The 21,906-nt window shown below is 60.6% G+C and carries 22 protein-coding genes; 9 read left to right on the forward strand and 13 right to left on the reverse strand.

What is annotated here, in order from left to right; genetic code table 11:
* Positions 1–129: 129 nt before the first annotated feature.
* From BLU01_RS16540 to exaC, 9 genes are all read right to left on the reverse strand, one after another.
* Positions 130–867 (reverse strand): S24 family peptidase, encoded by a 738-nt coding sequence (locus BLU01_RS16540; RefSeq protein ID WP_092277577.1) that lies wholly within the window; start codon positions 865–867, stop codon positions 130–132.
* Between the two features lie 230 nt (positions 868–1,097).
* On the reverse strand, positions 1,098–1,625 hold the full coding sequence (gene ppa, locus BLU01_RS16545; protein ID WP_045061525.1) for an inorganic diphosphatase: 528 nt from the start codon (positions 1,623–1,625) through the stop codon (positions 1,098–1,100).
* Between the two features lie 113 nt (positions 1,626–1,738).
* On the reverse strand, positions 1,739–2,551 hold the full coding sequence (locus BLU01_RS16550; RefSeq protein WP_092277579.1) for a M90 family metallopeptidase: 813 nt from the start codon (positions 2,549–2,551) through the stop codon (positions 1,739–1,741).
* Between the two features lie 6 nt (positions 2,552–2,557).
* Positions 2,558–3,214 carry a DedA family protein gene (locus BLU01_RS16555; protein ID WP_092277581.1) on the reverse strand — a complete coding sequence of 219 codons (657 nt, stop codon included), beginning with the start codon at positions 3,212–3,214 and terminating at the stop codon, positions 2,558–2,560.
* Positions 3,215–3,568: 354 nt separating this feature from the next.
* Positions 3,569–4,027 carry a GNAT family N-acetyltransferase gene (locus BLU01_RS16560; protein WP_092277583.1) on the reverse strand — a complete coding sequence of 153 codons (459 nt, stop codon included), beginning with the start codon at positions 4,025–4,027 and terminating at the stop codon, positions 3,569–3,571.
* 113 nt (positions 4,028–4,140) lie between these two features.
* Complete coding sequence (gene eutC / locus BLU01_RS16565) at positions 4,141–4,965, reverse strand: ethanolamine ammonia-lyase subunit EutC (RefSeq protein ID WP_092277585.1); 825 nt, start codon at positions 4,963–4,965, stop codon at positions 4,141–4,143.
* 8 nt (positions 4,966–4,973) lie between these two features.
* A complete protein-coding gene (locus BLU01_RS16570) occupies positions 4,974–6,368 on the reverse strand; it encodes an ethanolamine ammonia-lyase subunit EutB (protein ID WP_092277587.1) in 1,395 nt (464 codons plus the stop codon).
* A 73-nt stretch (positions 6,369–6,441) separates the two neighbouring features.
* Positions 6,442–7,890, reverse strand: coding sequence for an ethanolamine permease (gene eat, locus BLU01_RS16575; RefSeq protein WP_092277589.1), 1,449 nt, complete (start codon positions 7,888–7,890; stop codon positions 6,442–6,444).
* A 178-nt stretch (positions 7,891–8,068) separates the two neighbouring features.
* On the reverse strand, positions 8,069–9,589 hold the full coding sequence (gene exaC / locus BLU01_RS16580) for an acetaldehyde dehydrogenase ExaC (protein WP_092277591.1): 1,521 nt from the start codon (positions 9,587–9,589) through the stop codon (positions 8,069–8,071).
* 424 nt (positions 9,590–10,013) lie between these two features.
* On the opposite strand from exaC, the gene BLU01_RS16585 reads away from it, so the two are divergent.
* The 4 genes from BLU01_RS16585 to BLU01_RS16600 all read left to right on the forward strand — a co-directional run bounded on the left by BLU01_RS16585 (position 10,014) and on the right by BLU01_RS16600 (position 14,479).
* Entirely contained in the window at positions 10,014–11,933 is a 1,920-nt protein-coding gene (locus BLU01_RS16585) for a sigma-54-dependent Fis family transcriptional regulator (protein ID WP_092277593.1), read from the forward strand.
* 263 nt (positions 11,934–12,196) lie between these two features.
* Positions 12,197–13,546 carry a UDP-N-acetylmuramate:L-alanyl-gamma-D-glutamyl-meso-diaminopimelate ligase gene (gene mpl, locus BLU01_RS16590; RefSeq protein ID WP_092277595.1) on the forward strand — a complete coding sequence of 450 codons (1,350 nt, stop codon included), beginning with the start codon at positions 12,197–12,199 and terminating at the stop codon, positions 13,544–13,546.
* 11 nt (positions 13,547–13,557) lie between these two features.
* The gene (ubiX, locus tag BLU01_RS16595; RefSeq protein WP_092281636.1) at positions 13,558–14,190 is read left to right on the forward strand and encodes a flavin prenyltransferase UbiX; all 633 of its coding nucleotides are present in this window, start codon (positions 13,558–13,560) and stop codon (positions 14,188–14,190) included.
* Complete coding sequence (locus BLU01_RS16600) at positions 14,183–14,479, forward strand: YceK/YidQ family lipoprotein (protein WP_092277597.1); 297 nt, start codon at positions 14,183–14,185, stop codon at positions 14,477–14,479. The genes ubiX and BLU01_RS16600 overlap by 8 nt, the downstream gene beginning before the upstream one ends.
* Before the next feature lie 117 nt (positions 14,480–14,596).
* Here the strand turns inward: BLU01_RS16600 and BLU01_RS16605 are convergent, their stop codons facing one another.
* From BLU01_RS16605 to BLU01_RS16615, 3 genes are all read right to left on the reverse strand, one after another.
* Entirely contained in the window at positions 14,597–15,238 is a 642-nt protein-coding gene (locus BLU01_RS16605) for an oxidoreductase (RefSeq protein ID WP_092277599.1), read from the reverse strand.
* Positions 15,239–15,265: 27 nt separating this feature from the next.
* Positions 15,266–16,984, reverse strand: coding sequence for a C13 family peptidase (locus BLU01_RS16610; RefSeq protein WP_092277601.1), 1,719 nt, complete (start codon positions 16,982–16,984; stop codon positions 15,266–15,268).
* Between the two features lie 111 nt (positions 16,985–17,095).
* Positions 17,096–17,551 (reverse strand): MaoC family dehydratase, encoded by a 456-nt coding sequence (locus tag BLU01_RS16615; RefSeq protein WP_092277603.1) that lies wholly within the window; start codon positions 17,549–17,551, stop codon positions 17,096–17,098.
* 194 nt (positions 17,552–17,745) lie between these two features.
* On the opposite strand from BLU01_RS16615, the gene BLU01_RS16620 reads away from it, so the two are divergent.
* The 5 genes from BLU01_RS16620 (at position 17,746) to BLU01_RS16640 (ending at position 20,518) form a co-directional block, all read left to right on the forward strand.
* Entirely contained in the window at positions 17,746–18,108 is a 363-nt protein-coding gene (locus tag BLU01_RS16620; RefSeq protein WP_092277605.1) for a CidA/LrgA family protein, read from the forward strand.
* A complete protein-coding gene (locus BLU01_RS16625) occupies positions 18,105–18,821 on the forward strand; it encodes an LrgB family protein (RefSeq protein ID WP_092277607.1) in 717 nt (238 codons plus the stop codon). Before BLU01_RS16620 ends, BLU01_RS16625 begins: the two co-directional genes overlap by 4 nt.
* Positions 18,822–18,831: 10 nt before the next feature.
* Entirely contained in the window at positions 18,832–19,422 is a 591-nt protein-coding gene (locus BLU01_RS16630) for an LON peptidase substrate-binding domain-containing protein (protein WP_092277609.1), read from the forward strand.
* A gap of 206 nt (positions 19,423–19,628) precedes the next feature.
* On the forward strand, positions 19,629–19,844 hold the full coding sequence (locus tag BLU01_RS16635; RefSeq protein ID WP_092277611.1) for a hypothetical protein: 216 nt from the start codon (positions 19,629–19,631) through the stop codon (positions 19,842–19,844).
* Between the two features lie 95 nt (positions 19,845–19,939).
* Complete coding sequence (locus tag BLU01_RS16640; RefSeq protein WP_092277613.1) at positions 19,940–20,518, forward strand: hypothetical protein; 579 nt, start codon at positions 19,940–19,942, stop codon at positions 20,516–20,518.
* A 69-nt stretch (positions 20,519–20,587) separates the two neighbouring features.
* Here the strand turns inward: BLU01_RS16640 and BLU01_RS16645 are convergent, their stop codons facing one another.
* Entirely contained in the window at positions 20,588–21,904 is a 1,317-nt protein-coding gene (locus BLU01_RS16645) for a bifunctional DedA family/phosphatase PAP2 family protein (RefSeq protein WP_092277615.1), read from the reverse strand.
* Positions 21,905–21,906: the final 2 nt, after the last annotated feature.

A 21,906-nucleotide genomic window follows, 5' to 3' on the forward strand; every position in this document is an offset into this window, starting at 1 on the left:
AAGGCTGCGTCCGGCTGCGTAGCAGTCGTAAGGTCATGGCCCCCGGTGTGACTGAATGACCGCGATTACCGGATTTACGACTGCTGCGCGGCCGGACGCAGGCTTCGCCAGCTGCTACAGAGGAATGCGTTACAGGAATGGCAATGGCGGCCGTCGTTTGTGCAGTGTCGACCACCAGAACACCCAGCCCAGCACGTGGATGTTTTGCTCTTCGATCTGTGCCGCCCGGAACACTTCGTCCGGGTATTGCGCGCTGTTGTGGCTGCGTAATCGCAGGCCGTTGCCGGGCATCCGGTGCAGGTATTTGATCCGCAACATGCCGTCGTGCTCGATCGCGTAGATTTCGCCGTCGACGATCTGGGTCAAGCCGCGATCAATCGCGATGATCGAGCCGTCTTCGATTTTCTCGGCCATGCTGTTGCCGATCATGTGGGCGCAGATGGCGTCCTTATAGTTGATGTCCAGTGAGTCGAGATCGCTGCGGGACAGGCGCATGGGTTGGCTGTCGTCTTCGATCACGTGAGTCTTGTTGGAACCGGGGGCAATGGCCACTTCTTTATAGAAGGGCAGCTCGACGTCGGTCGGTTCGAGCACGCTGTAGGAACCGCGAATCGCCTGGGCGTCGTAGAGGTTGCCGGTCTCGTCGATCAGGCACAGGTCTTTCGGCCCTTCGGCGGTTTTCAGCCAGGTGCTGTGAACTGAGAGTTTGCGCGCGACTTCTTCCATGCAGTAAGCGGGCACTCCGCGGGTGTACCAGTTGTGTACATTTTGCGGAGGCGTGTCCAGGAAATCGGCGAATCCTGTCGTCGTGATGTTCGCTGCTTTGAGCAGCGCTTTAAACCGTGGACCGCTAGTGTTTTTTTTCATGAGCGCGAGTCTACGGGCGCTGGCGAGGGCTTTGAATAAACGAACTGTTCAAATTGCGCGGGAATTTTACGACTGGATGTAAGCCGGTTTTAAGGAACGCTACACAGCCAAAAACCGTACAAGAAAATCCTTAAACGCTCTGTTTGCCAGCGCTGTTGTCAGCGCCCACAAAAAACCCCGGAGCACCGGGGTTTTTCTTGCAGCGTGAAGCTCAAGGCTCACAGCTGTGTTCAGCCTTTGTAAGCAGCAACCGACTTCATGATCTCGGTGCGAGCGGCTTCTGCGTCGCCCCAACCTTCGATCTTCACCCATTTGCCTTTTTCGAGGTCTTTGTAGTTCTCGAAGAAGTGCTTGATCTGTTCCAGCAGCAGGGCTGGCAGATCGGTGTATTCCTTCACGTCGACGTACAGCTGGGACAGCTTGTCGTGTGGCACTGCGATGACTTTGGCATCGCCGCCGCCGTCGTCGGTCATGTGCAGGATGCCGACTGGACGCGCGCGGATCACCGAGCCTGGAGCAACCGGGTAAGGGGTCACGACCAGCACGTCGAGGGGATCACCGTCGTCTGCCAGAGTGTTAGGGATGAAACCGTAGTTGGCCGGGTAGAACATCGGGGTGGCCATGAAACGGTCAACGAACAGGCAATCGCTGTCTTTGTCGATTTCGTATTTGATCGGCGCGTGGTTGGCCGGGATCTCGATCGCGACGTAGATGTCGTTCGGCAGGTCTTTGCCAGCCGGAATCTTGCTGTAGCTCATTGGGCGGTGCCCCCGTTAGTTGACCAAAAACACTTGGCCGGATTGACCAAAAAGTGGCGGCGATTATAGGCATATTCTGCCGGCGACGCCACGTACCAGAGGTCGTAGAGACCTTAGTCGTGTGCCTGATAGACCGGGTTCTCGGCGAGAAGTTGCCGCAGCCGGGCCAGCGGATCCTGGCGATAGAAAAGCATTAGCTGCTCGTAGACTTGCGGATAAGCCTCGTGGAGCAAATCCGGGGCGCTGAAGAAGTATTCGCTGGTGACGGCGAAGAATTCGGCCGGGTTCTCGGCGGCGTACGGGTCGATCGCGGTTTCGGCGTCGGGGTCGTGGTCCAGTTGCCGGTTCAGGTCGTCGAAGGCCTGTTGCATCACGCTTGCCCAGTCGCTGACGCGCATGCTCGGGTGCAGCGGCGGCAGGCCGTTGGCGTCGCCGTTGAGCATGTCGAGTTTGTGCGCCAGTTCGTGGATCACCAGGTTATAGCCTTCCCAGCCGCCGCTGGCCATCACGCCCGGCCAGGCGAGAATCACCGGGCCTTGCTGCCAGGCTTCGCCGCTGTGCTCGCCGTCCCATTCGTGTTCGACGCCGCTGGCGTCCCGATGGCGCTGCGGGCTGAGGAAGTCGTCGGGATACAACACGATTTCGTGGAAACCCTGATACCAGTTCAGCTCGCCAAGATTGAGCAGCGGCAATTGCGCTTGCGCGGCGAGCAACAGGCGTTGCTCCTGATGCAGTTCGACGCCGGGCAGCGCGGTCAGGTGTTTGGCGTCGAGGAACAGCACGCAGGCTTCACGCAGCCATTGGTCTTCGGCGGCGCTGAGGCCGTCGAGGAAACTCAAGTGCTGGCGCACCCGCTGCCATGCGTCGTCGGCAATCGGGTGTCTGGCCAGAATGCGCCGGCGACGCCAGGCGCTCAGGGACCACATAGATGCTTAGCGGGTTTCGGCTTTGGAGCTCGAACCGCCGAAACGGCTGCGGACCAGGCCGATGATCATCGGCACCAGCGATAGCAGGATGATGGCGACGACCAGCAGCGACAGGTTTTTCTTGATGAACGGTACGTTGCCGAAGAAGTAACCCAAGGTCACCAGGCCACCGACCCAAAGAATCGTGCCGAGGACGCTGAAGCCGAAAAAGCGTGGATAAGGCATCTTCGCGACACCGGCGACGAACGGCGCAAACGTACGGATGATCGGCAGGAACCGCGCGAGCGTGACGGTTTTGCCGCCGTGCTTATCGTAGAAATCGTGGGTTTTTTGCAGGTAATCGCGGCGGAAGATTTTCGAGTTGGGGTTGCTGAAGAGCTTCTCCCCGGTGGTTCGGCCGATCACGTAATTGGTGCTGTCGCCGAGGATCGCCGCCAACATCAGCAGGCCGCCCAGCAGCACCGGGTCCATGCCGCCACCAGCCGCTACCGCGCCGGCAATAAACAGCAGGGAATCACCCGGCAGGAACGGCATTACCACCAGCCCGGTCTCGCAGAAGATCACCAGAAACAGGATGGCGTAGATCCATGGCCCGTAATTGGTCACCAGCATGTCGAGATACACATCGAGATGCAGGATAAGGTCGATCGGGTTGAAATCCATGGAGGGGCACCTGTTGAGGCGGTCCGACTCGGCAGACCTGTGCGTATGACTTCATGTAAGGCTACAAGCAGGTGTAGTTTTTCTTACAAGACGGGAAGCTCGGGATTATACGGCCGGAACACTCAAAAGCGTGCCGAGTTTGTAGCGGGGGATGTCACGGTGCGACCCATGGCTCACGCCGATCTTCGTGGGTGTGAGCCCTTGTGGCGAGGGGGCTTGCCCCCGTTGGGCGCGAAGCGACCCCTGCAGTTACAGGGTGTTGTCTTGGTTTACGACTGCTTCGCAGCCGAACGGGGGCAAGCCCCCTCGCCACAAAAGCGCTCTCGCTACAAGTCGCTCGCCGCGCTGAAAGTGTTACAGCTCGTCGCTGATTGGCAGCACGTAATTCTTGAATTCGGTGTCTTCCTTGAACCCGATCGACTCGTAGGTTTTCTGCGCCACTTCGTTGTCGCTGCTGGTCGACACACGCATGCGCACGGCGTTGGTTTCCTTGGCCATTTTCTTCGCGGTGCGGATCAGGTTGTCGGCGACCAGTTGTCGGCGCGCGTCTTCGGCGACGTAGATGTCGTTGAGGATCCACACACGTTTCAGCGACAACGAGGAAAAGCTCGGGTACAGCTGACAAAAACCCATCAGCTTGTTGTCGTCATCGGACAACGCCAGGTAAATCACCGATTCCTTGCGGCGCAGGCGTTTTTCGAGAAACGCCCGGGACGAGTCCGGATAGGGCAGGGAGCCGTAAAACTCACGATATTTGACGAACAACGGGGTCAGGAGGTCCAGATGTTCGAGGGTCGCTTGAATAATCCGCATTGATTGTTCTCGTCTTCAAGTGGCTGTCTTCACGTGCGCTGACGGCGATCTACCCGGGCAGCCGTGCGTCGATCCTGCCTGAAACCGGAGCAGAAACGCAATGCGGAAACGGTTCAGGCCTGCGGCGGACTGAGCAGGAAATTTCCTTTCATGTCGGCGGCGTTTTCCGAGTCCAGCGTCTGAAGTTGCGCTTCGTCCTTCAGATTGACCCCCGACAACTGACGCCGGCAGGCTTCGCGCATCAGATACAGCAAACGGTGCGCCGCCATGCCGTAGCTGAGGCCTTCCAATCGGACGTTGGAAATGCAATTGCGATAGGCATCGGTGAGGCCGACCTTCGGGTTGTAGGTGAAGTACAACCCCAGGCTGTCCGGCGAGCTGAGGCCGGGGCGTTCGCCAATCAGGATCACCGCCATTTTTGCGCCGAGCAGTTCACCGATCTCGTCAGCCACGGCCACTCGGCCCTGTTCGACCAACATCACCGGCGCCAACGACCAACCGTCGGCGCCAGCCTGTTCTTCCATGCGCGTCAGAAACGGCAAGGTGTGCCGGTGCACGGCCAGCGCCGACAAACCATCGGCGACCACGATCACCAGATCGACCCCGCCGGGATGCGCCGCCGCGTAATCACGCAGGGTTTGCGCCGATTGATCATCCAACTTGCGCCCGAGGTCCGGGCGCTGCAGATAGCTGTTTCGGTCGGTGGCGGCGCTGTGCAGCAACAAACTCTCGCGTCCACGTTCGGCCAGTTGGGCGCTGATTGCGCCGTGGTCAAACGGCAAATGCACCGCGTCGCGGGCCTGCGCGTGGGCGTATTGGAAATCCAGTTGCGCGCCGGTGGGCATGCTGGTGCCGGTGCGACCGAGGGCAATCCGCGCCGGTGTCAGGTTGCGCAATTGCAGCCACGGGTTCTGCGGATCAACAGGTGGTTTATCCATTTCAACACTCATCCCAGTTGCGCCAAGGCGTGGCGGAAGGCCGGCGGCAGGCTGTTGCCGAACTGAATCTTGCCGTCAGCCTGGGTGAAGATGCCCATTTTCTCCAGCCACTGCTCAAACTCCGGTGCCGGTTTTAAACCAAGCGTTTGGCGCGCGTAGAGCGCGTCGTGGAACGAGGTGGTCTGGTAGTTGAGCATGATGTCGTCGGAGCCGGGGATGCCCATGATGAAGTTGATGCCAGCCACGCCGAGCAGGGTCAGCAGGGTGTCCATGTCGTCCTGATCGGCTTCGGCGTGGTTGGTGTAGCAGATGTCGCAGCCCATCGGCACACCGAGCAACTTGCCGCAGAAGTGATCTTCGAGGCCGGCGCGGATGATCTGTTTGCCGTTGTAGAGGTATTCCGGGCCGATAAATCCGACGACGGTGTTCACCAGAAACGGTTTGAAATGGCGCGCCACGGCGTAGGCGCGCGTCTCGCAGGTCTGTTGATCGACGCCATGGTGGGCGTTGGCCGACAAGGCGCTGCCCTGGCCGGTTTCGAAATACATCAGGTTTTGCCCGAGGGTGCCGCGATTGAGGCTGAGCCCCGCGTCGTAACCTTCCTGCAACAGATTGAGGTTGATGCCGAAACTGGCGTTGGCCGCTTCGGTGCCGGCAATCGACTGGAACACCAGGTCCAGCGGCACGCCACGGTTCACCGCTTCGATCGAGGTGGTGACGTGAGTCAGCACGCAGGCCTGGGTCGGAATGTCGTAGCGCTGGATGATCGCGTCGAGCATTTCCAGCATCGCGCAGATTGAGGCGATGCTGTCGGTGGCCGGGTTGATGCCGATCATCGCGTCGCCGTTGCCGTAGAGCAGGCCGTCGAGAATGCTCGCAGCGATGCCGGCCGGTTCGTCGGTCGGATGGTTGGGCTGCAGGCGCGTGGACAAGCGGCCGCGCAGGCCCATGGTGCCGCGAAATTGGGTGACCACGCGGATCTTCTGCGCCACCAGCACCAGGTCCTGCACGCGCATGATTTTCGACACGGCGGCGACCATTTCCGGGGTCAGGCCGGGGGCGAGGGCGCGCAGGCTCTGTTCGTCGGCGGCATCGCTGAGCAGCCAGTCGCGAAAACCGCCGACGGTCAGGTGGCTGACCACGGCGAAAGCCTGTTTATCGTGGGTGTCGATGATCAGCCGGGTGACTTCATCGGCCTCGTAAGGGATCACCGCTTCCTGCAGAAAATGGGTCAGCGCGATGTCGGCCAAGGCCATTTGTGCGGCCACTCGCTCGCCGTCGTTGAGCGCGGCCACGCCCGCCAGAAAGTCCCCGGAACGCGCCGGGCTGGCCTTGGCCATGACGTCTTTGAGGCTGTCGAAGCGATAAGTCTGGGCGCCGACCGTGTGAGCAAAACTAGCCATACAGATTCTCCGTGACGACGCAGCCCCTATGTTTGCAGGGCTGCGCCGAAGTTTGCGCCGAGAGGTGCGGCGGTCAGTGCAAGGCTTCTTCTGCTTGCTGAATCGCCGCGAATTCCTCTTCGGGCGTGCCTGCTACCAAGTGATGCCGACTGTAGAAAGCAAAGTAAGCAATTAACACTCCATAGATGATCGCCGCGCCGATGACCACCCGTGGATCCACCAGAAACCCCGCCACCACAGCGATGCACGCCAGAACCAGTGCAACGCCGGAAGTGAAAATGCCGCCCGGCGTACGGTACGGACGGTCCATTTTGGGGCGACGGATGCGCAGGGTGATTTGCGCCGCCATCATCAGCACGTAGGAAATCGTCGCGCCGAACACCGCCACCAGAATCAGCAGATCGCCTTGGCCGGTCAACGACAGGCCAAAACCGATGATGCCGGGGATGATCAACGCCAGCACCGGCGCTTTGCTTTTATTGGTTTCCGACAGTTTGCGCGGCAGGTAACCGGCGCGGGACAGGGCAAAGATCTGCCGCGAGTAGGCGTAGATGATCGAGAAGAAACTGGCGATCAGCCCGGCCAGACCGACGAGGTTGACGAAAGAGCCCATCCACGTTGAACCGCCGTAGGCTTTGCTCAACGCTTCGACCAGCGGATTACCCGAGGTCAACAAGGCATTGGCGCCCGCGCCGCCGGGGCCGATGACCAGGATCAACAGGGCAAAACTCACCAGCACCAGCATCGCGCCGATCAGGCCACGGGGCAGGTCGCGCTTGGGGTTTTTGGTTTCTTCGGCGGCCAACGGCACGCCTTCGACCGCAAGGAAAAACCAGATCGCGTAGGGGATCGCCGCCCAGACGCCAACGTAACCGAAGGGCAGGAAAGTGCTGGCGCCCTTGGCGTCGGTCACTGGAATGTCGAGCAGATTGGCCACGTTGAAGTGCGGCACCATCGCCACCAGAAACACACCCAGTGCCAGTGCGGCGACGGCGGTGATCACGAACATCAGTTTCAACGCTTCGCCGACGCCGAATATGTGGATGGCGATGAAGATGATGTAGAACGCCAAATAGATCATCCAGCCGCCGATGCCGAATAACGACTCGCAATAGGCGCCGATGAACACGGCAATTGCCGCTGGCGCGATGGCGTATTCGATGAGGATCGCGGTGCCGGTGAGAAATCCGCCCCACGGCCCGAATGCGCTGCGGGCGAAACCGTAGCCACCGCCGGCGGTAGGAATCATCGAGGACAGTTCAGCGAGGGAAAAGCACATGCACAGGTACATGGTGGCCATCAGCAACGTGGCCAGAAACATGCCGCCCCAACCACCTTGGGCGAGGCCGAAATTCCAACCGGCGTAGTCGCCGGAGATGACGTAAGCAACGCCGAGCCCGACCAGCAGAACCCAACCGGCGGCACCCTTTTTAAGTTCGCGTTGCTGGAAGTATTCGGAGCCGACTTTTTCGAAGTCGACGGAGGAGCCGGTAGCCGGAACTCCCGTTTGATCGCTAGGCATAAGAGTTCACCTGTTCTTATTGTTTTTGACCCGCAGTGGTGATGGCGGGAGAGTTCACGCTCACAACGTCGGCAACTGGACAACCGCCATCGCCGGCAAGCCGTGCTCCCACAGGAGCAACCCAATCCTGTGGGAGCGAGGCTTGCCCGCGATTGCCGTTACGCGGCTGCGCGCCGAATCAGAAGAAGCCCAGCGGATTGATGTCGTAACTCACCAGCAGGTTTTTCGTCTGCTGATAGTGATCGAGCATCATTTTGTGCGTCTCACGGCCGACGCCGGACTTTTTGTAACCGCCAAACGCCGCGTGCGCCGGGTACAGGTGATAGCAGTTGGTCCAGACCCGACCAGCCTTGATCGCGCGCCCCATGCGGTAGGCGCGGTTGATGTCGCGAGTCCACAGCCCGGCGCCGAGGCCGAACTCGGTGTCGTTGGCGATGGCCAGCGCTTCGGCTTCATCCTTGAACGTGGTGATGCTCACCACCGGGCCAAAGATTTCTTCCTGGAACACGCGCATTTTGTTGGTGCCCTTGAGCAGGGTCGGCTGGATGTAATACCCGGTCGCCAGATTGCCCTCGAGTTTTTCCACTTTGCCGCCCGTCAGCAGCTCGGCGCCTTCGCCCTTGGCAATTTCCAGGTACGAAAGGATTTTGTCGAATTGCTGCTCGGACGCCTGCGCGCCGACCATGGTGTCGGTGTCCAGCGGGTCGCCGCGTTTGATTTGCAGGACTTTTTTCATCACGACTTTCATGAACTCGTCGTAAATCGATTCCTGAACCAGCGCGCGGGAAGGGCAGGTGCAGACTTCGCCCTGGTTGAAAAACGCCAGCACCAGACCTTCGGCAGCCTTTTCGATAAAGGTCGGCTCGGCTTGCATGATGTCTTCGAAGAAGATGTTCGGCGACTTGCCACCCAGCTCCACGGTGGACGGGATAATGTTTTCGGCGGCGCATTTCATGATGTGCGAGCCGACCGGCGTCGAACCGGTGAAGGCAATTTTGGCGATGCGTTTGCTGGTGGCGAGGGCTTCGCCGGCTTCTTTGCCGAACCCTTGCACGACGTTGAGCACGCCGGCCGGCAGCAGGTCGCCGATCAGTTCCATCAGCACGGTGATGCCCAGCGGCGTTTGCTCGGCAGGTTTGAGCACCACGCAGTTACCGGCGGCGAGGGCCGGGGCGAGTTTCCACGCGGCCATCAGGATCGGGAAGTTCCACGGGATGATCTGCCCGACCACGCCCAGCGGTTCGTGAATGTGATACGCCACGGTGTTGCCGTCGATTTCGGCAGCGCTGCCTTCCTGCGCACGCAGGCAACCGGCGAAGTAGCGGAAGTGATCTGCCGCCAGCGGGATGTCGGCATTGAGGGTTTCGCGCACGGCTTTGCCGTTGTCCCAGGATTCGGTGATCGCCAGGACTTCCAGATTCGCTTCGATACGATCAGCGATTTTCAGCAGCACCAGCGAGCGCGCCTGGACGGATGTCGCGCCCCAGGCATCGGCTGCGGCGTGGGCGGCGTCGAGGGCTTTGTCGATATCTTCAGCCGTGGAGCGCGGGAATTCGGCAATCGGTTGGCCATTGACTGGCGAAGTGGTGGTGAAGTACTGACCTTTGACAGGCGCGACGAACTCGCCGCCGATGTAGTTACCGTATTTGCTCTTGAACGAAACGATAGCGCCTTCAGTACCGGGGTGAGCGTAACGCATGGTGAAGTTCTCCTTGGCTTTTGTGCTTATAAGGGAGAGCGCATGTGCGCCTGCTATAAGCGTAGAGCAAAGGTCGGGCCACTGCCTTGCGGGGCAATGAAACCAAGGGGTTGGCCGGGTTTTGTCGGACGGGCGGAGGGGCGCTGTAGCGGGTCTGGTACAGCGTGGGTGACAGTTTGTACCGCTTGTGGCACAGCGCGTGACTGATGAGTCTTGCCAGCATTGCAATGCTCGCTGACGTGGAGGATGCTCGGAACCCAGTCATTGCAATGAAAGCAACTTTGATGGCTGCTGCATAACCTGTGGGAGCTGAGCTTGCTCGCGATGACGTCTGTACAGCCAACATTAATGTTGAATGTCAGGACGCCATCGCGAGCAAGCTCAGCTCCCACAGGATGTGTATCTGCTCGGAGAACAATAAGAAATGCACGACAACCATTTAAGTCGCCATGCCCGACAAGTCTTGACCGTCACCCAGGGCAAATCGCATCTGCACGGTCCCGGCAGTGATCCGTCGATTGCCCGTTCGTGGCTGCGCTGCCTTGAGGATTATCACCTCGACCCGGCCCTGACCATGGCGCCCACCGTGCTCGAACATGGCCGCGTGCTCGAAAGCCGTGAACGTTTGCAGCAAGTGCTGCAGATTGCCGGCAGCGAAATGACCAGCCTGCACCAGCAACTTTCCGGCGCCGGCCACGCCGTGCTGCTGACCGATGCGCGCGGGGTCATCCTCAATTGCGTCACCGCCCCTGCCGAGCGGCAGATTTTCGAGCGCGCGGGGCTCTGGCTCGGCGCCGACTGGAGCGAAGCCTGCGAAGGCACCAACGGCATCGGCACCTGCCTGGTAGAGCGTCAGGCGCTGACCATCCACCAGGACGAACACTTTCGCGGCCGCCACACCGGCCTGACCTGCTCGGCGAGCCCGGTGTTCGACCCGCATGGCGAATTGCTCGCCGTGCTCGACGTGTCGTCGGCGCGCCACGACGTTTCGCGCCAGAGCCAGTTTCACACCATGGCGCTGGTCAATCTGTCGGCGAAGATGATCGAGAGCTGTTATTTCCTGCGCTACTTCGACAATCAATGGCTGCTGCGTTTTCACTTGCAGGCCGAATCGGTCGGGCTGTTCAGCGAAGGGCTGCTGGCGTTTGACGGCGAAGGGCGGATCAGCGCGGTCAATCAAAGTGCGCTGAACCTGCTCGGGCATATTCGCGGCGGGCTGCTCGGCAAACCGGTGGAAGCGTTTTTCGATTGCTCGCTGGACCAATTGCTCGGCCGCGCCAGCGCCAATGCCAGCGCCAGTTGGCCGTTGCGCACGCGCGATGGGCGCAATCTGTTCGCGGTGCTGCGCGGCCAGCCACGCAGTATCCCCGCGCCAGCGCCGGGGCAACCGCTGCTGGCCGAGCGTCCACGCTTGTCAGGCATCTGTCTCGGCGATGCGGCGTTGCAAGAGAACTTCCGCAAAGCCTTGCGCGTATTCGAGCGCGACGTGCCGTTGCTGATCAATGGCGAAACCGGTTCCGGCAAGGAGGCTTTCGCCAAAGCCGTGCATCAGGCCAGCCAGCGCGCGCCGAAATCCTTCGTCGCGCTGAACTGCGCGGCCATCCCCGAAAGCCTAATCGAAAGCGAATTGTTCGGTTATCGCGGCGGCAGTTTTACCGGCGCGCGCAAGGAAGGCATGCGCGGCAAGTTGCAGCAGGCGGATGGCGGCACGTTGTTTCTCGATGAAATCGGCGACATGCCGCTGGCGTTGCAGACGCGCTTGCTGCGCGTTTTGGAGGATCGGCAAGTGGTGCCGATTGGCGGCGAACCGGAGTCGGTCAACGTCAGAATAATCAGCGCGACCCACCGCAATTTGCTTGACCGGGTGAACGACGGCAGCTTCCGCGAGGATTTGTATTACCGCTTGAATGGTTTGGAAGTGGCGCTGCCGGCCCTGCGTGAACGCAGCGATAAATCGCAGTTGCTGGATTTTCTGCTGGCGGAAGAGGCGGGCGGCGAAACCGTGCTGATCGACGAACCGGCGCGTCAGGCGTTGCTTGCTTTTGCCTGGCCGGGGAACGTGCGGCAGTTGCGCAATGTGCTGCGCACCTTGGCGGCGCTGTGCGATGGCGGGCGAGTCGGGCTGGAAGATCTACCGACGATGATTCGTCAGGCACGGCCGGCGGTTGAAGTGTTGGTGGACACGTCTTCGGAGCATCCGCTGGAAGATGCCGAGCGTCTGGCGTTGCTGAATGCGCTGGAGCAGCAGCGCTGGCACATGACCCACACCGCCGAACAACTCGGCGTCAGCCGCAATACCCTCTATAGAAAGCTGCGCAAACACAACATCGCCCGTTCCGCGTGATGATCTCAACCCCACATCGTCTGCTAGCGGCTTTTGTGGCGAGGGGGTTTACCCCCGTTCGGCTGCGCAGCAGTCGTAAATCTCGATTCGCACTGTGCCTGGCAAACTGCAGCTGCAGGTTCGGGGGGCCGCTGCGCAGCCCAACGGGGGTGAACCCCCTCGCCACAGAGGGGTGCGCCGATCTCAGCTAAGCCGGTCTCAGCTAAAGAGTGCGAATTTCGCCACCCTACGCTAACCTGCGGCGATGTTTTACGAGGTCGACTATGCACATTCATATTCTTGGTATCTGCGGCACTTTCATGGGTTCGATGGCGGTTCTGGCCAAAGAGCTGGGCCACCACGTCACCGGCTCCGATGCCAACGTCTATCCGCCGATGAGCACTCAACTCCAGGCGCAAGGCATTGAGCTGACCCAGGGTTACGACCCGGCGCAGCTTGATCCGGCGCCGGATCTGGTGGTCATCGGCAACGCCATGTCGCGCGGCAACCCGGCCGTCGAATACGTGCTGAACAAAGGCCTGCCCTACGTTTCCGGCCCGCAATGGCTGGCCGATCACGTCCTGCAGAATCGCTGGGTGTTGGCCGTCGCCGGCACGCACGGCAAGACCACCACCAGCAGCATGCTCGCCTGGGTGCTGGAACACGCCGGCATGAGCCCGGGTTTCCTGATCGGCGGCGTGCCGCAGAATTTCTCGGTGTCCGCGCGTTTGGGTGACACGCCGTTCTTCGTCATCGAAGCCGACGAGTACGACAGCGCGTTCTTCGACAAGCGCTCGAAGTTTGTTCACTACCGCCCGCGCACCGCGATCCTCAACAACCTTGAGTTCGATCACGCCGACATCTTCCCCGATCTGCCGGCCATCGAGCGGCAATTCCACCACTTGGTGCGTACCATTCCGAGCGAAGGCCTGGTGATCCATCCGACCACCGAGCCGGCGCTGCAACGCGTGATCGAAATGGGCTGCTGGACCCCGGTGCAAACCACCGGCGCCGGCGGTCAGTGGCAGGTCAAGTTGCTCAGCGAAGACGGTTCGAAGTTTGAAGTGATGTTCGAAGGCGTCGCGCAAGGCGTGGTCGAGTGGGACATGACCGGCCAGCACAACGTTGCCAATGCCTTGGCGACATTGGCGGCGGCGCGGCATGTCGGCGTTGTGCCGTCGATGGGCATCGCCGCGTTGAGCGCGTTCAAAAGCGTGAAGCGGCGGATGGAAAAAGTCGCCGAAGTGCGCGGCATCACCATTTACGACGACTTCGCCCACCACCCGACCGCCATTGCCACCACGCTGGATGGCTTGCGCAAGAAAATCGGCGATGCGCCGCTGATTGCGATCATCGAGCCGCGTTCCAACTCGATGAAGCTCGGCGCGCACCGTGACGGTTTGCCGGAAAGCGTGGTCGATGCCGATCAAGTGATCTGGTACGCGCCGGCCAACCTCGGCTGGGATCTGGCGGGCACTGCGGCGCTGTGCACGGTGCCGTCGATTGTCAGCGATTCGCTGGAAGGCATCATCGAACGGGTGAAAAGCCAGGCGCAGCCCGGCACTCACGTGGTGATCATGAGCAACGGCGGCTTCGGCGGCCTGCACGGCAAACTCGCCGAGGCGCTGCAATGAGCGGCGCCGTGATGAGCCATGGCCCGGAACGCATCACCCTGGCGATGACCGGCGCGTCCGGCGCGCAGTACGGTTTGCGCCTGCTCGATTGCCTGGTGCGTGAAGATCGCGAGGTGCATTTCCTGATTTCCAAGGCTGCACAGTTGGTCATGGCCACCGAAACCGACGTCACGCTGCCGCCGAAACCGCAAATGATGCAGGCCTTCCTCACCGAATACACCGGCGCCGCTGCCGGGCAGATCAAGGTGTACGGCAAGGAAGACTGGATGTCGCCGGTGGCCTCGGGCTCCGGCGCGCCGGCGGCGATGGTGGTGGTGCCGTGTTCGACCGGGACTTTGTCGGCGATCGCTACCGGCGCCTGCAACAACCTGATCGAACGCGCCGCCGACGTCACCTTGAAGGAACGCCGCCAGTTGATTCTGGTGCCGCGCGAGGCGCCGTATTCGAGCATTCATCTGGAGCACATGCTCAAGTTGTCGAACATGGGCGTGACGATCCTGCCGGCGTCGCCGGGGTTTTATCACCAGCCGCAAACCATCGACGACCTGATCGACTTCGTCGTCGCGCGGATTCTCAACCTGCTGAACATCCCTCAAGACATGCTGCCGCGCTGGGGCGAGCATCACTTGAGCAATGATGAGTAAGCTGCTGGCTGCGGTGATGGCGGTGCTGCTGGCGTTGCAATTGTCCGGTTGCGCCACGGCGCGCACGCTCGATGCTGCCAAACCGGGGGCGCCAGTGGTGTATTCGGGAACGCGGCTGGATTTGTATGCGATGAACGGCGGGTGTTGTGAGATGGATCGGTTTGGCGCTGAAGCGCCGAGCTATCCGGGTCTGGACCTGCCGGGCAGTGCGTTGCTCGATACGCTGTTGTTGCCGTTGTCGTTACTCACCGTGATTGGCGTGAGTTTTCAGGCGACTGGCGGGTTGTAACAGAGCGCTTCGCGCTCTATCGCGAGCAAGCTCGCTCCCACAGTGGATGTGTGAGCTACACAGAATCCCTGTGGGAGCGAGCTTGCTCGCGATGGCGTCCCGCCAGACGCCGCAGAATTACTTGCCTAACTTGCGCAATTCATCCGACTCGACCACTCGCACGCCATCCTGTTCTTCCAGCGCCAGGCGCCACATCGCGCGGGCCAGTTGGCAGGCTTCGATGCCGTGATATTTGCCGGGGATCAACCGCGACAACGGGCCGGCGAATTGCTCGGCCAGACGCGGCTCGACCCGGTCACCGAGCAGCAGCGAAGGTCGGCAAATGGTCAGTTGCGGCCAGTCCTGCGCGCGCAAGGCCTGTTCCATTTCGCCTTTGACCCGGTTGTAGAAGATCGACGATTTCGGATCAGCCCCCAACGCACTGATCACGATCAGATGCCGCGCACCCATGTCCCGCGCACGTTTGGCGAACGCCACGACCATGTCCAGATCGACCGCGCGAAACGCTTGTTCCGAGCCTGCCTGTTTGATCGTCGTGCCGAGGCAGCAATAGGCGATGTCGACGCGACCATTGAGTTGCGGCAAGAACACCGCTGGGTCGCCGACCGGATTTTCCAGGTGAGGGTGCTCGGCCAATGGCCGGCGTGAAGGTGCCAATACCCGTGTAATCGTTGGCTCGTTGAGCAGGCGATCAAGCAAATGTTCGCCAGTTAATCCGGTAGCTCCGGCAAGCAATACATGCTGAGGCGTCAAGTACATAGTGTTTCCCCCTTGATACTGTTCAGCTTAGTTGCTCTTCGCATCCTTGCTGCTGATAGCAGCACTTTGTAATGCCTTTCGTGCCTGTTGCTTGCGCAAGAGTTGCCAGTGCGAGAGCACGGTTTTCGGCGCCCAGATCTGTGGTTCCGAGGCTTCGAAGTTGTCCGCCAGCTCACGCTCGGCAACGGTGGCCTTGGCCAGTTTGAAGGCCTGCTCCAGATCATCGGTCTGGTTCAAGGCCTGCGCGAACAGGGCGTCGCCGAAATAGGTGAAGTTGGCCTCTTCCGAACAGCCGAAAGACACTCTGTCAGCTCTTGAGGCAGTCATGATCAGCGTTCGTTCATCTTTGAGTGCCGGAATGAAGCCACCGGAATAACACGCAGAGATGACGATAATCTTGTCGCGATTTTTCAGCGGCGCGAGCACCGCGGCCAATTCGTCGGCGGGCAGGTCGGCCAGCTCCATGCGCGGCTGGTCGAGCACCAGTTCGTGTTCGCTGGTGCCGTGGCTGGTCAGGTAGATGAACAGCAAGTCTTCCGGGCCAGTGCGTTCGGCCAGCGTCTGCGCGGCGCGGCGCAGGTTTTCGCGGGTGGCCATCGGCCGGTCGCTGAGGTGTTCGCGGTGGTTGACCAGACGAATCTGCCCGCGCGCGCCGAAGCGGCTGGCGAGCATGTTGGCGACGTAGTCGGATTCGCGCAGGAACACGCTTTGCTTGCCGTCGCCACCGAGTGTCAGGGTGTACAGCTCGACCGCCGACGTCGAGGCGGGCACGTTGGCCAGCGCTTCATCGAGCAAGCGGCCCTGGGCCAGCAAGCCGAGCTCAAGGGTGTCGGGCAATAACTTGCCATCGGCGTCGCGCACGCGCTGGCCGTTGATCCACGTGCCGCTGAGCACCGTGCCATCGGTCAGCACCAAAGTGCCACGGCCGGAATAGGCGTCGGCGTCGAAACCGCCGACGTAGAAACTGCCATCAGCGAGGTTCAAGCGGCCCGGCCCGGTGAAGCGCCAGTCGTTGAACTGGCCGACGTAATGGCTGCCATCGGCGCCGATCAACTCGCCTTTTCCGCTGAGCGCGCCTTCCTTGAACTGGCCGATCCAGACATCGCCATCGGCGTTTTCGTAGCGACCCTTGCCGCTGAGCTGGTTTTCCTTGAAACCGCCGACGTAGATATCGCCATCGGCGCTGTTAAAGGTGCCGTTGCCTTCCAGTTGGCCGTTGACGAAATGGCCGCTGAACTGGTTGCCGCTGGCATCGCCGCGCTGGCCTTCGCCGTTGGGTTTGCCGTGGGCGAATTGGCCTTGGTACGAGCTGCCGTCCTCGAGTTCGAGACGCCCGAGCCCGGAATATTGATCGGCCTTGAACTCGCCGCGATAGGTCATGCCGTTTTCTTTGAGGGTGCCTTCGCCCTCGCGCCGGCCGAGTTTGAAACCGCCGGTGTAGCTGCTGCCATTGGTGGTCAGCGCGCCCTGGCCATTGAATAAACCTTGCTGGAATTGCCCGCGATAGACCTCGCCGTTGCTGCCGTGCCATTCGCCCTGACCGTGCCACTGGCCCTTGTCGAACTCGCCGGCGTACCAACTGCCGTTCGGGTAGTCGATGCGGCCCTGGCCCTGCAACAACCCGTCGACCAAATCGCCGCGATAGCGTCCGCCGTCCGGCAGGCGGGCGTCGGGCGCCAACAGCGATTCGCCATCGCCGCAAGCGGTGAGCAACAGGGTCAAGGCGAGGAGTGCAAGTGAGCGCATAGCGGGATCCGGGCAATTAGGCGACTGAGTATGCCGCAGCTATGCGTCCTTATATAGCGAGGGAAACGACAGAGTCGCGAAACAGCGTGAGCTGCTTCGCATCTGGATGCGTCAGACGAAACACAGCGACAGCGGTTCGGCGATATAGGCCGGTTTATCCGAGCCTTCTATCTCAAGGGTCGCCGTGGCTTTGAGCAGCCATTGGCCGGGTTTTTTCTCGGTGACATCCGTCAGTTCGACCTTCAGTCGCACCTTCGAATTGACCTTGACCGGCTGGATGAACCGCACGCTGTCCAAGCCATAGTTGACGACCATCTTCAAACCTTCCGGCAGGATCAGGATGTCTTCCATCAGTTTGGGGATCAGCGACAGCGACAGGAAACCGTGGGCGATGGTGCTGCCAAATGGCGTTTGCGCGGCTTTGACCGGGTCGACGTGAATGAACTGATAATCCCCGGTGGCTTCGGCGAACAGGTTGATCCGCTCCTGATCGATGGTGAGCCATTCGGAACATCCGAGTTCCTTGCCGACATAATCTTTGAGCTCTGCAACGGGAACATAGGGCATTGAGACTCTCCTTGGGTTCATCGATTTTATAGTTTTGAGGTGGGCGGCTCGGGCCTCCCTGTGAACCACTTTAGATCAACATGGCATTTTGCTCCGGTCAACTGACCATGCTTTTGGCGAATGCCGGTCTATAGCCCCGGCGTGCTTATAATGCCGGGCCCCTGCTGGGAGGGGCGAGTTGCGGGAGATGCCGGATGTTGCTACGTGGCCTGACCTGGCTGGTGCTGTTCCAATTGCTGGGCACAGCCATCAACCACCTGTTTTTGCCGGTGCTGCCGGGGCCGATTATCGGCCTGCTGCTGTTGCTGGTGTTCCTGATTTGCCGTGGCGAAGTCGGTGAGCCGCTGAACCTCGCCGCCAGCAGTCTGCTGCGCTATCTGCCATTGCTGCTGGTGCCGCCAGCGGTCGGGGTGATGGTCTACGCCAAGGACATTGCCGCGGATTTCTGGGCGATTACCGGTGCCCTGGTGTTGTCGCTGGTGTTGTCGATGGCCTTCGTCGGCGTGCTGATGCAGCGCATGGTCAAGCGCCGCGCGCACCACGAGGAGCGTCCATGATTGTCGATTGGCAGGGCGCCGTGGATTCGGTGATTCATCATCCGTTGTTCGGCATCGGTATCACGCTCGGCGCTTATCAACTGGTGCTCGCGGCGTTCGAGAAAACCCGCTGGATGTTCCTGCAACCGGTGCTGGTCTCGATGTTGTTGGTGATCGGCGTGCTGCTGCTTTGCGGCGTGACCTACGCCGAGTACCGCAAGAGCACCGAGATCCTCAGTATTCTGCTCGGGCCGGCCACGGTGGCGCTGGCGGTGCCGCTGTATCTGAACCTGCGGCGCATTCGGCAGTTGTTCTGGCCGATATTTACTACGCTGGTGATAGGCGGAGTGGTGGCCACGGGCATGGGTGTGTTGCTCGGCTGGAGCTTTGGCGCCGAGCACATGATCCTGATGACCATGGCGCCAAAATCGGTGACTTCGCCGATTGCCATGCTGGTCGCCGAGCAGATCGGTGGCGTCGCGGCGCTGGCAGCGGTGTTTGTGCTGATCACCGGGGTAATCGGGGCGATTTTTGGACCGAGTCTTTTGACTCGCCTTGGTGTCCATAGCCCAGAGGCGCGCGGTATGGCGCTGGGCATGACCGCCCACGCCGTCGGCACTTCGGTGGCCCTGCAGGAAAGTGAAGAATGCGGCGCCTTCGCGGCGCTGGCGATGAGTCTGATGGGCGTGGCCACGGCGGTTTTCCTGCCGTTGGCGGTGTCGATGGTGGTGTAAGGAAATGTCTATGAGTTTGCCGCTTTTTCCGCTGAACACGGTGTTGTTTCCGGGTTGTATCCTCGATCTGCAGATTTTCGAGGCGCGCTACCTGGACATGATCGGCCGCTGCATGAAACAGGGCAGCGGCTTCGGCGTGGTCTGCCTCCTCGATGGCGAGGAAGTCGGAATCGCCCCGACCGGTTATGCGCTGGTCGGCTGTGAAGCGCTGATCACCGATTTCAAGCAACAGGACAACGGCCTGCTGGGGATTCGCGTGCAGGGCGGGCGGCGTTTCCAGGTATTGCGCGCCGAAGTGCAGCGCGACAACCTGACCCTGGCCGACGTCGAATGGCTGGAAGATGAGCCGGAGCAACCGTTGCAGGACGAAGACGCCGATCTGGTGGCGCTGCTCAAAGCGCTCGCCGAGCATCCGATGGTCGAGGCGCTGAACATGGGCACCGAGGCCACCGGGCAACAGTCTTTGGCCAACCAGCTGGCTTATCTGCTGCCATTCGCCGAAGTCGACAAGATCAACCTGCTGCAACTCGACGATCCGCAGCAAAGGCTGGATGCGATTCAAGCGTTGCTGGATGAGTTGCAAGGCGAGTTGTTTGCCTGAATCGCAATGAGATTTTTATCAGCGCTACCTGTTGGCGCGTTTATGAAAAAGCCCCGGATGATTAATTGTCCGGGGCTTTTTATTTGAGTTAGTTGTATTTTGAATTAACTGGTCTACTTTGCCAGTATTGTCACTGGGGCGTCAGGTCTTTAGTTTTCCAGTTGCTCGCGGAGGGCGAGTCAATCAAAAACTACAAGGACGTTATCATGACGCTGTATGAAGATGAATATGCTTTCTGGGATGACATTGTAGGTCGCTACTTGTTGAAAGTTGCGTCCACCGATCACAACCTGACTCATATTATTGAAGGCGCCGGTTTCTATGCCGACTCGATGGTGCTTGAGCGCCGCAAGCGCAAGCGCAGCAAGTTGCCCGTTGCCGAGGTTGCTGTCGCTAGAGATGCAGCCGCGTCGGGCGCGTAAAGGCTTGCTGTTTTGTCTGCACAGGCGGCCAGTTTTCCAAGTGCGCGATGGCGCACACAGCGGGTTGCTGAATTTAATATGAGTTGGATGGTTATATGTCGATTGAAAATAATAATAGTGCGTTTATGGCAAATCTCTATGTCAATGGATTGCCGGTGGTGCTGAACCAGCAGCGGCTGGAGCAGCGGTTGCAAGATCCGCGCATTACCCGGCGTGAACGTCTGGATGTTGAAGTTGCGCTGGTGGACAGAAACGCAACAAGTTATCTGACCGTGGCCGATCATGAAGATGAAACTCCGTTGCTGCTGAAGTTTGCGTTGCAAGGCCGAGGGTATGTGCTGAGGACGGTTCTGCGCGGGGCTTACGACGGGTTTTATATAACGATCGAGGGTGGCACGCATCACTTGTCGGTAAGTGATACTGCCGGGGCCAGCTATTTTTCAATCAGCAAACATGCGGTGGAAAATGCGAAATTCGACGACCTTCAAGCAGGTCCGGCTTATGTGCAGTTGGTCAGCAAGCGCAATGGCGAAGCTGTCTACATGGCAAATAACGGCGGGAAGAAATATTTCATGGATGTTGATCCCAATCCTACCGGTCACGACGCCTTCAACCACGCGCCGGTGTCGTTTGTTTTAAAACTGGTCGATCAATCCGCGCCCGCCGACCAATGAAAAAAGCGCCATCGGTTGAATCTGCCGATGGCGCTTTTGCGTGGACCGCTGATACACGTCGCGCAGCGTCTAGTACGCGTAGCGCAGCATCGCGTGCGGCAAATGGCGCAGGGCGAAGAAGGCGAACAGCGCCAGCATCGACGGCAATATCAGCCACCAGACCCTGAAAGGCATGGCGTTCAGCGAGGTGCGCCGTTGGCTCAGCCACAGACTGGCGGCGCACACGCACGCGGCGAGCATCGCGCCGGCCAGTACATCGGTCGGCCAATGCGCGCCCAGATAAACGCGCGACAAGGCAATCGACAGCGCCGGCAGGCAAGCAATGAACAGCCAGGTCAGGCGCATTCGCGGTGGTTGGCCGCGACCGGCGAGCACCGCGAGCACCAGAAACAGCGCAAAAGCCCCCGAGGCGTGGCCGCTGGGCATGCTGTAGCTGGTCAACGGATCGCTCAACACTTCCGGGCGCACGCGGGCGAAAAACAGCTTGCTCCCGGTGTTGGCCAGCGCCGTGGATAACAGCGCACCGCCGGCGAAAATCGCCTGGCGCCATTGCCGCGTCAGCACCAGCAAAATGGTCAGCAGGGCGCTGAACATCAGCATGTTGCGGAACTCACCGATCAGCGTGAACGTCACCGCGATTTCATCGATCATCGGGTTGCGATGTTCCTGCACCAGCGCCATCAGGCCTTGGTCGAGCGCGGTCAGGTACGGATAACCGATGAACAAGCCGAACAAAATCGCCACGCCGAGGCTGGCAATATAAGCGCTGGCGTGACGATGCCGGCGCAGGCTGCTGGTGACGCTGATGCCGATCATCACCGCGATGCTGCCGGCGACAATTCCTGCCTGCGGCCAGAAACCTTCCGGCAACGGCAAGCGCAGCGCCGCCCCGGTGGCCCAGCCGGGCAGCAGATAGGCGATGCTCCAACCGGCGGCGGCCAGCAGGCTGACGGCGGCGAAGCGCGGGAAGGGCATGTCGAACATCCCGGCGACCATCGGCAGCATGGGCCGCAGCGGGCCGATGAACCGGCCGACCAGCAGGCTGGCGATGCCGTAGCGCTGAAAGTACGCCTCGGCGCCGGCGATCCATTCCGGGTGATGGCGCAAACCCGGCAGGCGCCTGATGTTCTGGTGGAAGTGGCGGCCGAGGAAGTACGACACGACGTCGCCGAGGATCCCGCCGAGGAAGCCCAGCAACAGCGTTTCCCCCAACGACAGCGCACCGCTGCCGGCCAGCACGGCCACGGCAAACAGCAAAACCGTGCCCGGTACGATGAGTCCGGCAATCGCCAGGCATTCCACGCAGGCCACGATAAACACGGCAGCGGCCAGCCACTGCGGATTGACTGTCAACCAGCCGGTGATGCTATCGAGCCATGGGCCCATAC

The sequence above is a fragment of the Pseudomonas prosekii genome, from assembly GCF_900105155.1.
In the GTDB taxonomy this organism is placed as follows: Bacteria; Pseudomonadota; Gammaproteobacteria; order Pseudomonadales; family Pseudomonadaceae; genus Aquipseudomonas; species Aquipseudomonas prosekii.